Here is a 15,100-nt window from a genome sequence, read left to right on the forward strand (position 1 = left end):
CCGGCATGCCCTGTGATTGACCCGCCATGAGCGAACCTGACGAAATGAATTTCACGCTGGAGAGCGACCAGGCTCCCGCGCCCAAGAAAAAGACCGCCCGCAAGAGCGTCCGCCGCGGCTCCGCCCGTAAGAAAGCGGTTGCCCCCACGGATGATGCTCCGCAGGAGAGCGCGCCTGAGCCTCAGGCCGCCGCCAGCTCCGAGTCTGCCCCTCAGGACGAGCCCAAGCCTAAGAAGAAGATCGCTCGCAAGCAGGCCCGTAAGGCCAAGGAAGAAGAGGACGACATCCCCCAGACTTTTTCCGCCGACCCCGACGATGTGGACGACTACGGTGACCGCGACGCCCGCAACCGTCGTCAGGATGATGATCGCGATAGCGACAACGACCGCGACGATAACAGCGATAATTCCCGCGAGCCTAGAGGCGACGAGAGAGCCTCCCGCCAGGATTCCCGCGATAATGGCGACGACTCCGATGGCTCTGATAACCGCTCCGGTCGCGGTGATTCGAATCAGAACCGGAACAACAACCGCCCCAACCAGCAGAACCGCGGTAACGACAAATACAATCGTCGCGACAAAAACCAGCAGGGCGGTAAGCAGCACTGGCAGCCGAAGGGGAACAAGAATTTCAAGAAGGGCAACTTCCAGCCCGGCGGCAACCCGAACCAGCAGGGCGGCAAGAAGGGCAAGTTTAACAAGAACCAGCGCAAGAAGGGCTTCTTCCAGCCTGCCGGTGGTTTCGCCGCCTCCAGCGACGATGATTACGATCCGCCCGTGTACGACTCGCTCCTCGATGACGAGTCGCTCAACACCGCTGAAGCCTTTGATGCTCTCCGTGCGGAGAAAACAGCCGGTGAGGCTGAGGCCATTTCTTATAATGAGCTTAACGAGCTGAACCTGCCCGACCTCGAAAAGCGTGCCCGCGAGCTGGGTGCCGAGTGGGAGGGTGCGCCGGTTAAAAAGAAGCTCCTTCGCGCCATTCTCGACAAGGCTTCCACCGATAACACACCGGTGCGAGCCCGTGGGATTGTAGAGCTGGCCGACGATGGCTACGGCTTCATCGTGTACGAGTCCGAGCAGTACCGCGTACTGTCCGAGAGTGCGTTCCTGCACAGCAGCTTTGCCGAGCGTTACGGCCTGCAGCGTGGCCACATCGTGGATGTGCTCCTGCACCCGGCCCGTGAAAACGAGACGACCCCCTTTGTCATTGGCGTTGAGAAGATCATGGACACCGAGCCGGAGTCCGTGCAGCACCTCACGCCCTTTACCGAGCTGGTGCCGTACTACCCGCTGGAGCGTATCCTGCTGGAGTGCCCGCCCGACGAGGTGGATTGGGATAACAACTCCATGCGCATCGTGGACCTGCTCACGCCTATCGGGCTGGGGCAGCGCGGGCTCATCGTGGCCCCGCCGCGTACGGGTAAGACCGTCCTCATGCAGGGCATGGCCAAGGCTATCACGAAGAACCGCCCCGACGTTCACCTCATCATTCTGCTCGTGGACGAGCGTCCCGAGGAAGTGACGGACTTCCGCCGCCAGGTGGAAGAGGCCGAGGTGATTTGCTCGACCTTTGACGAGTCGGCCGAGAGCCATGTGCACGCGGCTGAGATGGTCATCGAAAAGTCGCGCCGCATGGTGGAAAGCGGTAAGGACGTGGTCATCCTGCTGGACTCGATCACGCGTCTGGCCCGCGCCTACAACACCCTCATGCCCAGCAGCGGCAAGATCCTCTCCGGTGGTGTCGAGGCTGGTGCCCTCCAGAAGCCCAAGCGTTTCTTCGGGTCGGCCCGTAACATCGAGGGCGGCGGCAGCCTGACCATTCTGGGCACGGCGCTCGTCGATACCGGCAGTAAGATGGATGAGGTTATTTTCGAGGAGTTCAAGGGCACCGGTAACATGGAGCTTCACCTCGACCGTGATCTGGTCAATAAGCGGATTTACCCGGCGCTCAACTTTGAGAAGAGTGGCACGCGTAAGGAAGAACTGCTCTACCACCCGCACGAGATGGAGAAAATCTATGCCCTGCGTCGCGCGATGAAGGGCGTTCCCTCCACCGAGGCCATGGAGATGCTCATCACCCGCATCAAGAAGACCAAGACCAACGCCGAGTTCCTCATGACTATGAGCCGCTAGCGGGGTGCCCCCGTTGGCACTGAGGGGCTCCGCCCCTACGGTACTGCGTGCCTACCTCTGGCAGGGATAGTGATCCGACGGGATCATCGGTGCAGCATGGTGTCCACTTACAGGCGTTTGCGGAGTAGAGGATTTTTTTCAAAAAAAGTGTTCTGCTCTTTGACAAATGCCATTTTCGTAACTATGTTTGTTACGTAATTTAAACATCATGGTCAACAGCCGCATGACAGTCGCCATTCACGTGCTTTGCCTCCTCGCCTATGTGCGGGGGACGGAGAACGTGACATCGGATTACATCGCCGGGAGTGTAAACACGAACCCGGTGGTCATCCGGCGGCTGCTGGCATCACTGCGCAAGGCGGGCATTGTCAGCTCGCAGGGCGGCAGTACCGGGGGCTGGTCCTTGTCACGTCCTCCGGAGTCGATCAGCCTGCTCGATATCTATCGCTTGCTGGAGCCGGGCGACCTCTTTGCCATGCACAATAAAAAGCCCAATCCTCGCTGCCCGATCGGGCGCGAAATCCAGGACAGCATCGGCGTCTACTACCAGCGTGCCGAGCAGGGCCTGGAGCGTGAGCTGGCGGGTGTGACGATTGCCGACGTCCTGGGCAGCGTGCGCGCCTCTATCGGCGAATGACATCTTTTTAATTTTAAACGTAACAATGTTGGTGACGAAAGGCCGCTGACATCACACTCAGAATCGAAAACGCAAAACGAAAATGAAAACAGGTATAACAGGAGCCAGCGGCCAGTTAGGGCGCTTGGTGATCGAACAGTTAAAACAAAGAGGTGCTACCGATTCGCTCGTAGCCCTGGTGCGCTCGCCGGAAAAGGTGAAGGATCTCGGCGTCGAGGCGCGGGCGGCGGACTACGATCAGCCTGAGACGCTGGAAGCTGCCCTGAAGGGCATCGACACACTCTTGCTCATCTCGGGCAGCGAGGTTGGCCAACGCGAGCGTCAGCACAAAAACGTGATCGAGGCGGCGAAGGCAGTTGGTGTCCGCTGGATCGTTTATACCAGCCTGCTGCATGCCGACACCTCGGTACTGGATCTGGCGGCGGAGCACGTTGCCACTGAGGCCGCCCTGCAGGCATCGGGTATCCCCTATACGCTTCTGCGCAATGGCTGGTATACCCAGAACCACGCGGGCTTTGTCCCGATGGCCGTCCAGAATGGCGTCTACGTGGGCAGTGCCGGTGAGGGGAAAATCTCCTGGGCTCCCCGCAAGGACTATGCGGAGGCCGCCGCGGTGGTCCTGACCACGCCGGGCCATGAGGGCAAGATCTACGAGCTGGCCGGTGACGAGGCTCTGACTCTGACAGACCTAGCAGCAGAAATTTCCCGCCAGAGTGGAAAAACGGTCACCTATAAAAATCTGCCTCAGGGCGAGTATGCGAATGCGCTCAAGGACGCGGGCCTGCCGGAAGGTTTGGCTGATGCGCTCGCGGGCTGGGATGCTGGCGCTGAGCAGGGGGCCTTGTACGACGATAGCCGTACGCTCTCGAAACTCCTTGGCCGCCCGACGACACCGTTGGCGGACGTGGTAAAAGACACACTTCAATAACCATGAGCACACACACATTTACCAACACGGGGGCCGGTCCGAAACCGGCCTCCGCCCCTGCCAAGCCCATCGCGCCGGGCACGCGTATCGGCCACGTCCACCTCAAGGTGGCTGACCTCGATCGTTCGCTGGCTTTTTACCAGGGCGTGCTCGGCTTCGAGCTGACGCAGCGTTTTGGCGCGCAGGCAGCGTTTCTGTCAGCGGGTGGTTACCACCACCACATCGGCTTGAATACCTGGGAGAGCGGCGGGGGACGCCCGCCAGAGCCGGATCGGACCGGCCTCTATCATTTGGCGATCCTGTACCCGAGTCCTGCGGCCCTCGCTGATGCCCTGCGCCGTCTGGCTGAGGCAGGGATCGAGCTGGACGGTGCCTCGGACCACGGCGTCAGCCTGGCCCTGTATCTGCGTGATCCGGATGGCAATGGCGTGGAGCTGTACTGGGACCGGCCGATGGAGGAATGGCCCCGGACCGCGAATGGCGAGCTGGATATGTATACGCGCCCGCTGGATTTTCGTCTGCTTTTAGACACAGACAGCGGCTCTTGAGCCGCTTGGGGACGCCACTGAGAATGGGGTCGAAACCCTGCCGGGGGTGAATTGCGGCGGATGGGGGGATATTTATGCGGGACGACTGCCTGAAGATTCCTCTTTGCAAAACGATGATTTGCTGGCATCCTCCGACATTTAACCCATTGACCCCCGGTGCAAATCGCGCATTTTTGTGCGAAATATTCTACTTATTAGTCCCGTGACGTCCGCAGACGATTTTGTACTCCAACTCCTCCAAGACAGAGCTCTCGTAACCAGCGAGGACGTGGCCACAGCACGTGAGCAGGTTGAGGCTAGCGATGAAGGCTCCGTGAGCCCTGACTCGCAGACGCTCGATTTGCTCATCCAGAAGGGCTACGTCACACCTCAGCAGATCGTTGAGGCGATGGCTGACGAGTTCAGCATGGAGGTTGTCGACTTGAACGATATCCGCGTCTCCCATGAGGCGCTGGAAAAAGTGGACCGCCAGATGGCGACCCGCTACAAGGTTTTCCCCATCGAGGTGGACGGCTCCCAGCTGGAGCTGGCGACGGCTGACCCGCTCGACGTGGACTCCATTGATAGCATCAGTCACGTCATCAAGATGACGGTAAATGCCCGGCTGGCTCCGCTGGAGGACATCGAGCATGCCATCCAGCAGTACTATGAGAGCCCGCACGCCGAGGACCTTGGCGAGATGGAGGGCATCTTTAGTGACATGGGTGAAGATGGCGAGATCACCATCGATCTGCCCACCGGCGACGAGCAGGGGGTCAAGGAAGAGGAAGCGCCCATCATCCGCTACGTGCACATGCTGATCACCGAGGCGATCAAGCGCCGTGCGTCCGATATTCACCTTGAGCCGCTTGAGAAGCGTTTCCGTGTGCGCTACCGCATCGACGGGGTGCTCCAGGAGGTGGAAAACCCGCCCAAGCGTCTCCAGCCCTCGATTCTTTCGCGTCTTAAGCTGATGTCCAACATCTCGATCGCCGAGAAGCGTGTCCCGCAGGACGGTCGTATCCAGATGAAGGCCAGCGCTAAGGAGATCGACCTTCGCGTGTCCTCCCTGCCGACCGTGTACGGTGAGTCCATTGTCATGCGTATTCTTGACAAGGAGGGGCTGAACCTCGGTCTGCCACAGTTGGGATTCTTCAGTGACGACCAGGAGCGCTTCGAGCGGCTCGTGGCCATGCCGGACGGCATTTTCCTCGTTACCGGTCCGACCGGCTCGGGTAAGTCAACGACCCTTTATTCCGCCCTGAACTACGTCAACCACCCTGACCGCAAGATCATCACGGTGGAGGACCCGGTCGAGTACCAGATGACGGGTATTAACCAGGTGCAGGTGCGCAAGGATGTGGGGATGACCTTCTCCGCTGCCCTGCGCTCCATGCTGCGTCAGGCTCCGAACATCATCATGGTTGGTGAGATTCGTGACCTTGAGACGGCTGAAATCGCCGTTAACGCCTCGCTGACCGGTCACATGGTGTTCAGTACGCTTCACACCAATGACGCCCCGAGCGCCGTTACCCGTCTGGTCGATATCGGGGTCAAGCCGTTCCTCGTTTCCGCTTCGCTGCGTGGGGTGCTTGCCCAGCGCCTCGTGCGCCGGATTTGCCCGGCCTGTAAGAAGCCGACCATGCTGGAGCCGAAGGAAATCGCCTCCATGGGCATGAACCCGGCCCAAGCCAGCGACGCTACGTTCTACAAGGGCGAGGGTTGCCCCAAGTGCCACGGCACGGGGTACAAGGGCCGCTTTGGTATTTTTGAGATTTTCAACGTCTCCGAAGAGATTCAGCAGATGATCTACGAAGGCCGTACGCTGGTCGAGCTGCGCAGTAAGGCGCGCGAAGCCGGTATGCGCACGATGCGTGAGGACGGCTTCCGCAAGGTCTCTGCCGGTATGACCACCCTCGACGAGGTCCTGCACGTCACTGTCGGCGACGCACCCTGATCCTTTTTACTCTAGCGATACCCCGCAACAATCACCGCTCCATGGGCTACGAAATGAACGATCTGCTCAACCTCATGGTGGAGGAGGGCGCTTCCGACCTGCATCTGCAGGTGGGCCAGCCGCCGACTCTCCGCACGGGTGGGGCTATGGTGCCCGTTGACGGGCCGGATCTTCAGCCCGACGACACCGAGGAGCTCATGCGGGCTATCACCTCTGACGATCACCAGCAAAAGGTGAAAACCAGCGGTGGGGCGGACTTCGGCTTTTCCTTTCAGGACGAATCACGCTTCCGCGTCTCCGTGCTCAAGAGCAAGGGCAACTACGGTATGGTCCTGCGCCAGATCCCCAGCAAGTTCATGGGGCTGCGTGAGATCGGCCTGCCCGATAAAATCAAGGAGCTGCTCACCCGCCCGCGCGGGCTGATCCTGGTCACCGGGCCTACGGGCTCGGGTAAGTCCACCACGCTCGCCTCGATGGTCAACTGGATCAACGAGAACCGGGACGGGCACATCATCACGGTGGAGGACCCGATCGAGTACTACCACGACCACAAAAAGAGCCTCGTGACCCAGCGTGAGGTCGGGGTCGATGTGGCGAGCTTTGCCCAGGCGATCCGCGGCGCTCTGCGCCAGGACCCGGATGTAATCCTGGTTGGGGAAATGCGGGACCTTGAGACGATCGAGGCCGCCGTCTCAGCCGCTGAGACCGGACACCTGGTGTTCGGGACCCTGCACACCACCGGCGCTGCGCGCACGGTGGACCGTATCGTTGACGCTTTCCCGGCCGACACCAAGGACCAGATCCGCACGCAGTTGGCCTCTACATTGGTTGCCGTGGTTTCGCAGGTGCTGTGCCGTCGCGTAGGCGGCGGTCTTGTCGCCAGCTACGAGATCATGCTCACGACCGATTCTATTTCCGCCCTCATTCGAGAAAATAAAACTTATCGCATCATGTCCGACATTCAGACCGGGGGCAGTCAGGGGATGATCACCCTCGATGCGCACCTGCTGAGCCTGTATAACCGCGGCCTGATCACAGCCGAGACCTGCATGGAGAAATCTCAGTTGCCTGCCGAGATGCGAAAAAGTATTCAATCTATCCGGAACCCCGGAGTTGCCAGTTAGCCACCCAAGATGTTCGAAGACCACAACGACACCATCCACGAAATCCTGCGCCAGAGCGAACAGCTCGACGCCGCGCAGCTCGAGGAAATCAACAATGCCCACCTGGCCACCGGTAAGTCGCTGGCCGAGGCGGTCATCGACTCCGGCCTGATCGAGCGCGCCGAGCTGCTCGAAATGATCGCCGACTACCTCCAGTACGAGTACCTGCCGGTGCCGCCGCAGTCGATCCCCGAGGATGTGGCTCGCCTGGTCAAGCCCGCAGTCGCCCGTATGTACGCGGTGGTACCGATCCGGGCCGATGAGCAGTTGGTCGATTTGTTGGCTAAGGACCCCTTTAACAACAACATCATCGACGACCTTACCTTCTCGCTGAGTAAGGACATCAACCTCGTCGTGACGGACCCCGAGTACCTCGACAACCTGCTCGTGGGGACTTATGGGGACGAAGATTCCTCGATCGACGACCTGTTGGAGGAGATCGCCGGTAATGAAACGGACTCGGACGAAGAGGAAGACCTCAGTGAGTCGGCCCTGGCCACGATGGCCAATGAGACGCCGATCATTCGCTTTGTGAATCTGGTGCTTCAGCAGGCCATTCGCGACAAGGCTTCGGACATCCACTTTGAGCCCTTCGAGGACCAGTTCCGCATCCGCTATCGTATTGACGGTGCGCTCTACGAGATGGCCCCTCCGCCCAAGAGCCTGGCTACCCCGGTTATTTCGCGTATCAAGGTTCTTTCGAACCTCAACATCGCCGAGCGTCGTATCCCGCAGGACGGTCGTATCAAGATGACCATCGCCGGGCGCCCGGTGGACCTGCGTGTCTCCACACTGCCCACGCAGTTTGGCGAGAGTGTGGTGCTTCGTGTGCTCGACAAGTCCGTGGTCAACCTCGACCTGGAGCAGCTCTCCATGCCCGAGGATGTCCTTTCGAATATCCGCGACCTGGTTGCCCGCCCGAACGGTATTTTCATCGTGACCGGCCCGACCGGCTCCGGTAAGACCACGACTCTGTACTCCGCTCTGCGCGAGGTAAACAAGACCGAGATCAAGATCCTGACCGCGGAGGACCCGGTCGAGTATGAGATCGACGGCATCATGCAGGTCGCGATCAACCACACCGTGGGGCTCACCTTTGCCGCCGCGCTGCGCTCCTTCCTGCGACAGGACCCGGACAAGATCATGGTCGGTGAGATTCGTGACCTTGAAACTGCGCAGATCGCCGTGCAGGCCTCGCTGACGGGGCACGTCGTGCTCAGCACGCTGCACACCAATGACGCTGCCGGTGCCGTTACCCGTATGATTGACATGGGCCTGGAGCCGTTCCTCATCTCGGCCTCGGTCGAAGGGGTGCTCGCTCAGCGCCTTGTGCGCCGCATTTGCCCGACTTGCCGTACCGCCTACGAGCCGGATCAGGAGCTGATCGAAGTGCTCGGCGCCGATCCTCTCGATATCGCCGACAAGCAGTTCTACTACGGACGCGGTTGCCCCGAGTGCAGCCAGACCGGCTACCGTGGCCGACAGGGCCTCTTTGAGATGCTTAGCGTGACCGACCAGATCCGCGAGCTTATCACCAACAAGGCTCCGACGCTCGTCCTGCGCCAGAAAGCTCTGGAGCAGGGCATGCGTACGCTGCGTGATGACGGTCTGCGTAACATCTTCGATGGTGCAACCACGATCGAGGAAGTGTTAAAGTATACCTAATGTTTCCCCCGGTTCGGAACAGTCTTTCCCATAAATGGGGGCTTGTTATCGGGCCATAAATGGCTTTTTATCCGAACTTTCGCTCGTTTCACCGTAACAGATTCTCCCACCTATCCCATGCCCAAATTCACCTATACCGCCATTGATGCCTCTGGTAAGCAGAAAACCGGCAAGATCGTCGCCAACAGTGAAGACGAAGCCAACAGTAAGCTGAGTGCAAGTGGCTTGATGGTGAGCAAGATAGCCGTCGCAGGTAGCGGTGGTGGTCCCGCAAAAAAGACCAAGGCTCCTTCTCGCTCATCCGGGGGTGCCAAGTCGAAGAAGAAAGCCTCCAGCTTCACCATCGGTAAGGCCATCAACACCGAAGGGTTGACCATTTTCACCCGCCAGCTGGCGACTCTGCTGCAGGCCGGTCTTCCGCTGCTGCGCAGCCTGGAAGTCATGATCCGTCAGGAGAAAAACGCGGCCTTCCGCGACATCCTCTCGCAGATCGCCGACAATGTCCGCTCCGGTAATAACCTTTCCGACGGCCTGGCTCAGCACCCGAAGATTTTTGAGCCCATTTACATCAACATGATCCGTGCCGGTGAGGCCGGTGGTGTGCTGGACGTGGTGCTCTCCCGTCTGGCCAAGTTCATGGAAAAGAACCTCAAGACGAAGAAGAAGGTCAAGTCCGCCATGGTCTATCCGGTCGTGGTTGTCTGCGTGGCCATCATTATCGTGGCTCTTCTGCTCATCTTTATCGTTCCTCGCTTCCAGAAGATCTTTTCGGACATGCTGGGTGGGGCCGAGCTGCCCAAGCTGACACAGATCGTTATTAATCTGAGTAACTTGATCACCCCGAAGAGCTTTGGTAGTGCCGGGATCATGATCGGTGTCATTATCGCCCTCATCATCGGTTTCCGGTTCCTGCTCAAGTCGGGGCCCGGTAGCCTGGCCAAGGACTGGCTGGCCCTGAAGACACCGAAGATCGGTGACCTCGCCAGCAAGGCAGCCGTCTCCCGCTTTACCCGTACGTTTGGGACACTCCTGTCCTCCGGTGTGCCGATCCTGCAGGCTCTCCAGATCACCCGTGACATTATCGGTAATGCCATCCTGAGCAAGGCGCTGGACCGTGTGCATGACCGTGTGCGCGACGGTGAGCCGCTGGCAGCCCCGCTGGAGCAGCAGCGTGTGTTCCCGACCATGGTCACCAGTATGATCGACGTCGGTGAGGAAACCGGTGAGCTTCCCGAGATGCTCAACCGTATCGCCGATAACTACGACGAAGACGTGGATAACGCCGTGAACAGTATTACCTCGATTATCGAGCCGATCATGATCGTTATGCTGGCTGTCATTGTCGGTACGATCGTTATCGCGCTGTTCCTGCCGATCATCGAGATCATCAAGCAGCTGACCAACTAAGACCCGCGGTCAGCTCAAACAACCTTTCATACAAAAGCCGCCCTGTAGACCGGGGCGGCTTTTTTCATCGAAAGAGCTAGAGCCTTAGCGAGGTTTATCGCGGAGTAGGGGCGGGTAGGTTAAACGCCGCCATCAGGCCGCTTCATATGAGCCCGGGTGCGCTTGCAATGAGTGTGGATGGGGAAGGGGGATGAGGTGCAATCCCAGCGGCTGGCCCGGCATGGCCTGCTCTACGCCTGATGAACACACGGGGCACCGCTCTGCACATGGACAGTCTTTACGCCTAACCGGGCGGCTTATCCATTAAGCGCCAGCTTGTAGAGGAGTGAGTGAGTTTCTTTATAAAAGAAAGGAAACGCCAAAACGTCTACGAAGCTCCGCCCCACCTTCAACCAAACGCCAGATGCGATTACGAGCGGATGGAGCGCTGGTTCCGCCCGTCGAGCAGGGTAGCCAGAATGTAGAGGACGACCCCGACCGTGATGCCGCAGTCAGCAATGTTGAAGGACGGATAGCGGTAGGAGCCGAAATGCAGGTCGATGAAGTCCACCACGTGCCCGTAGGCGAAGCGGTCGATCATGTTACCGATGATACCCCCGACGAGTAGGCCGAAGGCGATCTGCATGAGCGGGCGTTTGAGCCCGAGGACTGCCCGGTAGTGGAAAATCGCATACAGGGCGATGATACCGAGCACGCCCAGGATCACGGTGTAGCCCTCCATCATGCCCCAGGCTGCGCCTTCGTTGGTGATGTGGACCAGATAGAAGAATCCGGGGATCACCTCCACGGGCGGCAATACGGAACCGATGAAATAGGTGCCCACCGGCAGCCACTCCACGATCAGCAGCTTTGTCAGCTGATCAAGAATCAGCACGACCAGTGCGATCGTGAGGAGCAGTCGGTAGGGGTGCAGGCGGGTAGGCTTCATGGGGAGACGGCTTTAGTTGTCGCCGTCGTCGTCCGTGAAGCTCATGGCGTCGTCGCTGTCTTCATTGAGGACGCCCACGCGCTGGATCTTGCTGCGGCGCTGTTTCTCCAGTTCACGCTGGCCCTCCAGGGAGTAGCGGGTGAACGGGACAGCCATGAGGCGATCCTTGGCGATGGGTTCACCGGTGATCTCGCAGGTGCCGTAGGTGCCGTTGAAGATGCGCTGGATGGCCTCTTCGATCTCGTAGAGAGCTTCCTGCTCACTGGATACGAGGCTGAGGGCAAAGTCGCGGTCAAAGGTGTCGGTGCCGGCGTCGGCCATGTGCTGACCGTAGCCGGAGAGGTCGCCAGAGTCTTCCTTGTTGGAGCGCTTCAGCGTGTCGGCGGTGTGCAGCTGGAGGCCGTCGTTGACGTGGTCACGCAGTTCCTGAAGCGCCTTATAGTACTTCATGAACTTCTGGGGGACGTTGTCAGAGCTCTGGGCAGCGGCCTTCTCAGCCGGGTTAAAGCCGAGGATGTCGCTGAGGGAGGCGGCGGCGTGGTTGCGCGGTGCGGCCTGGACTTCCTCTTCGATGATCGGTTCGGCTTTCTTCTTCGGCTGGGCCTTGCTGGGGGCAGTCTGCTTGTCGTCACCGCCCTTGCGGTTCTTCAGCATCTCCTCGACATCCTCCATGGTGAAGACCACAGGGGTGTTCTTACCCTTGCGCTGCTTAAAGACAGACGGGGTCACCGTGCGCTTACGCGCGTTGAGCACGAGCTCCTTGGTCTTGGAGTCCATGACGTCGGTTTTGGTGCTATCTTTTTTGTTGTTCTCAGCCTGTTTCATCGTGGTCGAGGGCTTTGCTTTTTTCGTGCCAGTTGCCTTCTTGACGGCTTTTTTGCCGGATGAAGTTTTGGAGGTATCAGCGGCTTTTTTCGGGGCAGCCTTGGTTGCGGTTTTTTTGGCTACGGTCTTCTTCGCCGCAGTTTTCTTTACCGTCTTCTTTTGGGAATTTTTTTTGGCAGGCATGTCCGTATACGAGATTGGTGAGTGATTATTGTGAGAGGAGGGCGTCGCGGTCGCGCGGCGAGACTTCGCCGTACTCGCCCGCATCCACCAGTTCGGGGACCCAGCGCCAACTCCGCGGGCAGCGTACACCGCCCGCATGCTCGGCTGACAGGGTCAGGTCACCTTCGGCAGCTTCTAGGCTGACCTCGGAGACAATAAAAAGTTCCGCCAGGTGTTTTTCGTAACGCTGGAGGAGGGTAAAGGTAGCGTCTGACTTAGCCCCACGGATCACGACGCGTGCGTCGAGGGACTTGCCGATGGTTTTCTGCTCGCGCAGGCCTTCGAGCTGCTCGTTCACGCGGTTGCGGAACTCCAGCAGTTGCTCCAGTTCGGCGGCGACGGCATCCTCGTAGAGGGTGGAGTCGATGATGGGCCAATCCTGCAGGTGGATGCTGTCCTGGGCGAAATCGCCGTCTGCACTGGCGTAGCAGAGGGCCTCATCGCAGGTGAAGGTCAGCACCGGAGCCAGCAGGCGGGTCAGGGCCTTAAAGATCAGGTGGATGGCGGTCTGGGAAGAGCGGCGCTCCTTCCAATCGCGGCCGTAGGTGTAGAGGCGATCCTTGAGGATGTCGTGGTAGATGCGGGACAGGGTCACGCCGCAGAAGCGGTCCACGAGCTGGTACACGCGGTGGAACTCTGCCTGCTCAAAAGCCTCGGTGCAGGCGGCGATGAGGTCGGCGGTCTGCTTGAGGGCCCACTGGTCGAGCGGGTCGAGTTCGCCCTCGGGCACGGCGTCGTTAGCCGGGTCAAAGTCGCTCAGGTTGCCCAGCTGGAAGTACAGGGTGTTGCGGATCGAGCGGTAGGTGTTGGTGACGAGTTTGAAGTGCCCGTCGGAGAGGCGGATATCGCCGCGGTAGTCCTGCGAACAGACCCACAGGCGCATGATGTCCGCACCGTACTTCTCCACCCAGCCGTCCGAGCTCATGGCACCCTTGGACTTGGAAATCTTCTCGCCCTTACCGTCCACGATAAAGCCGTGGGTGATGATCTTCTCGTAGGGCGGTTGGCCCTGCGCGATCATGCCGGTCCACAGGGAGGACTGGAACCAGCCGCGATGCTGGTCGGAGCCTTCGAGGTAGAGGTCGGCGGGCCACTTGAGGTCGGGCGTGTTCTTGAGCACCGCGAGGTGCGAGCAGCCAGAGTCGATCCACACGTCGAGTGTGTCGGTGCCCTTCTTGAGCTTTTTACCGGCAAAGCCTTCGGGCAGCTCAACGCCTTCGAGGAGCTGCTCGGGGTCCTGCTCGAACCAGATGTTCGTCCCGTGCAGGGCGACCTTGGCGGCGATGGCGCGCACGACCTCGGCGTCGAGGAGGGCGTCGCCGTCCTCGGTGTAAAAGGCAGGGATGGGCACGCCCCAGGAACGCTGGCGGCTGATGCACCAGTCCGGACGCGTCTCCACGGCGCTGCGGATCCGATTCTCGCCGCGCTCGGGGATGAAGCCGACTGCGTCAAGGCCCTCAAGTACCTGCTGGCGCAGGCCGTTGTGGTCGAGGCTGACGAACCACTGGTCCATGGCGCGGAAGACCACGGGTGTCTTAGAGCGCCAGCAGTGCGGATACTGGTGCTTGAAGCGCTTGCACTGGAGCAGGGTGCCGTTGTCCCCGATGATGGCGAGCACGGCGTCGTTGGCCGGGCACTTGCCGTTTTGCTCCAGGACGCTGACGCCGACGAGGTTGGCGGGCACCTGCCCGTCGTCCACATAGCAGCCCTTGTCGTCCAGCGGGCAGTAAATTTCGAGGCCGTACTTGAGGCCGGAGAGGTAGTCCTCCAGGCCATGGCCGGGGGCGGTGTGGACGCAGCCCGTGCCCGCCTCGGTGGTGACGTAGTCAGCCAGCACGACAGGAGAGGCCCGGTCGATAAAGGGGTGGCGCGTCTGGACGCCGTCAAAGTCCTTGCCGGTATGGAGGTCGCCGGTGGTGGCGCCTTCCAGCTCGCAGTCCGCGATGAACTGCTCGGCCAGCGGCAGGGCGACGACATAGGTCTCGCCGTTGTGGGCGATCTGGGTGTACTGGAGGTCCGGGTGGACGGCTACGGCGAGGTTGGCCGGAAGGGTCCACGGGGTGGTCGTCCAGATGACGAAAGAGCTGTTCTCGGGCAGGCCGAACTTTTCCGGCTCGCTGACCCGGAATTTGACCCAGATCGAGGGGCTGACGTGGTCCTGATACTCGATTTCGGCCTCGGCCAGGGCGGTCTCGCAAGGGATGGACCAGTAGACGGGCTTCTTACTGCGGTAAACCAGGCCTTTTTCGACAAAAGTGGCGAATGTCTTGAGGATTTCGGCCTCGTAGGCGGGGTTCTTGGTCTTGTACTCGCGCTCCCAGTCGGCCTGGACGCCGAGGCGCTTGAACTGCTCGCGCTGGATGCCGATGTATTTTTCGGAAAATTTGGCGCACTCCTCGCGTAGCTCGGCGGGGGTGAGGTCCTTCTTCTGGGCGCGTAGCTCGCGGCTGACCTTGTGCTCGATCGGGAGGCCGTGGCAGTCCCAGCCGGGGAGGTACGGAGCCCGGAATCCGCGCATGGACTTGTAGCGTAAGATGAAGTCCTTCAGGATCTTATTGAGCGCGGTGCCGATGTGGACATCGCCATTGGTAAAGGGAGGGCCGTCGTGCAGCAGGTACAGGGGACCGTCGGCATTTTTGTCCTGGATCTTCTTGTAGAGGTCCAGTGATTCCCAGTGAGCGAGGCGTTCCGGTTCCCTTTTCACGA

General features: G+C 60.0%; 11 protein-coding genes. 8 read left to right on the forward strand and 3 right to left on the reverse strand.

Features of this window, described 5'->3' with window-relative positions:
• Positions 1-26 precede the first annotated feature (26 nt).
• From rho to K0V07_RS09500, 8 genes are all read left to right on the forward strand, one after another.
• Positions 27-2,135 carry a transcription termination factor Rho gene (gene rho / locus K0V07_RS09465; RefSeq protein ID WP_345778155.1) on the forward strand — a complete coding sequence of 703 codons (2,109 nt, stop codon included), beginning with the start codon at positions 27-29 and terminating at the stop codon, positions 2,133-2,135.
• Between the two features lie 208 nt (positions 2,136-2,343).
• Positions 2,344-2,772: an Rrf2 family transcriptional regulator gene (locus K0V07_RS09470; RefSeq protein WP_220621145.1), complete on the forward strand. Its 429-nt coding sequence runs from the start codon at positions 2,344-2,346 to the stop codon at positions 2,770-2,772.
• Between the two features lie 82 nt (positions 2,773-2,854).
• The gene (locus K0V07_RS09475; RefSeq protein ID WP_220621146.1) at positions 2,855-3,700 is read left to right on the forward strand and encodes an SDR family oxidoreductase; all 846 of its coding nucleotides are present in this window, start codon (positions 2,855-2,857) and stop codon (positions 3,698-3,700) included.
• A 2-nt stretch (positions 3,701-3,702) separates the two neighbouring features.
• On the forward strand, positions 3,703-4,248 hold the full coding sequence (locus K0V07_RS09480) for a VOC family protein (RefSeq protein WP_220621147.1): 546 nt from the start codon (positions 3,703-3,705) through the stop codon (positions 4,246-4,248).
• 202 nt (positions 4,249-4,450) lie between these two features.
• Complete coding sequence (locus K0V07_RS09485; protein WP_220621148.1) at positions 4,451-6,184, forward strand: ATPase, T2SS/T4P/T4SS family; 1,734 nt, start codon at positions 4,451-4,453, stop codon at positions 6,182-6,184.
• A gap of 41 nt (positions 6,185-6,225) precedes the next feature.
• Positions 6,226-7,308: a type IV pilus twitching motility protein PilT gene (locus K0V07_RS09490; protein WP_220621149.1), complete on the forward strand. Its 1,083-nt coding sequence runs from the start codon at positions 6,226-6,228 to the stop codon at positions 7,306-7,308.
• Between the two features lie 9 nt (positions 7,309-7,317).
• On the forward strand, positions 7,318-9,012 hold the full coding sequence (gene gspE / locus K0V07_RS09495; RefSeq protein WP_220621150.1) for a type II secretion system ATPase GspE: 1,695 nt from the start codon (positions 7,318-7,320) through the stop codon (positions 9,010-9,012).
• Between the two features lie 117 nt (positions 9,013-9,129).
• Positions 9,130-10,419, forward strand: a complete 1,290-nt coding sequence (locus K0V07_RS09500; RefSeq protein ID WP_220621151.1) for a type II secretion system F family protein — start codon at positions 9,130-9,132, stop codon at positions 10,417-10,419.
• Between the two features lie 409 nt (positions 10,420-10,828).
• Here K0V07_RS09500 and lspA read toward each other — a convergent pair whose 3' ends face one another.
• From lspA to ileS, 3 genes are read right to left on the reverse strand one after another with little or no spacing between them, the layout of a single operon-like run.
• Positions 10,829-11,347: a signal peptidase II gene (lspA, locus tag K0V07_RS09505; RefSeq protein WP_220621152.1), complete on the reverse strand. Its 519-nt coding sequence runs from the start codon at positions 11,345-11,347 to the stop codon at positions 10,829-10,831.
• Positions 11,348-11,359: 12 nt separating this feature from the next.
• A complete protein-coding gene (locus tag K0V07_RS09510; protein WP_220621153.1) occupies positions 11,360-12,355 on the reverse strand; it encodes a TraR/DksA C4-type zinc finger protein in 996 nt (331 codons plus the stop codon).
• A 25-nt stretch (positions 12,356-12,380) separates the two neighbouring features.
• Positions 12,381-15,098 (reverse strand): isoleucine--tRNA ligase, encoded by a 2,718-nt coding sequence (gene ileS, locus K0V07_RS09515; protein ID WP_255567936.1) that lies wholly within the window; start codon positions 15,096-15,098, stop codon positions 12,381-12,383.
• Positions 15,099-15,100 lie beyond the last annotated feature (2 nt).

Source organism: Ruficoccus sp. ZRK36, assembly GCF_019603315.1.
GTDB lineage: Bacteria > Verrucomicrobiota > Verrucomicrobiia > Opitutales > Cerasicoccaceae > Ruficoccus.

Bases quoted from the DNA above. Each gene is read 5' to 3' on its own strand.
- rho (WP_345778155.1), top strand. From the start codon at position 27: ATGAGCGAACCTGACGAAATGAATTTCACGCTGGAGAGCGACCAGGCT.
- K0V07_RS09470 (WP_220621145.1), top strand. From the start codon at position 2,344: ATGGTCAACAGCCGCATGACAGTCGCCATTCACGTGCTTTGCCTCCTC.
- K0V07_RS09475 (WP_220621146.1), top strand. From the start codon at position 2,855: ATGAAAACAGGTATAACAGGAGCCAGCGGCCAGTTAGGGCGCTTGGTG.
- K0V07_RS09480 (WP_220621147.1), top strand. From the start codon at position 3,703: ATGAGCACACACACATTTACCAACACGGGGGCCGGTCCGAAACCGGCC.
- K0V07_RS09490 (WP_220621149.1), top strand. From the start codon at position 6,226: ATGGGCTACGAAATGAACGATCTGCTCAACCTCATGGTGGAGGAGGGC.
- gspE (WP_220621150.1), top strand. From the start codon at position 7,318: ATGTTCGAAGACCACAACGACACCATCCACGAAATCCTGCGCCAGAGC.
- K0V07_RS09500 (WP_220621151.1), top strand. From the start codon at position 9,130: ATGCCCAAATTCACCTATACCGCCATTGATGCCTCTGGTAAGCAGAAA.
- lspA (WP_220621152.1), bottom strand. From the start codon at position 11,347: ATGAAGCCTACCCGCCTGCACCCCTACCGACTGCTCCTCACGATCGCA.
- K0V07_RS09510 (WP_220621153.1), bottom strand. From the start codon at position 12,355: ATGCCTGCCAAAAAAAATTCCCAAAAGAAGACGGTAAAGAAAACTGCG.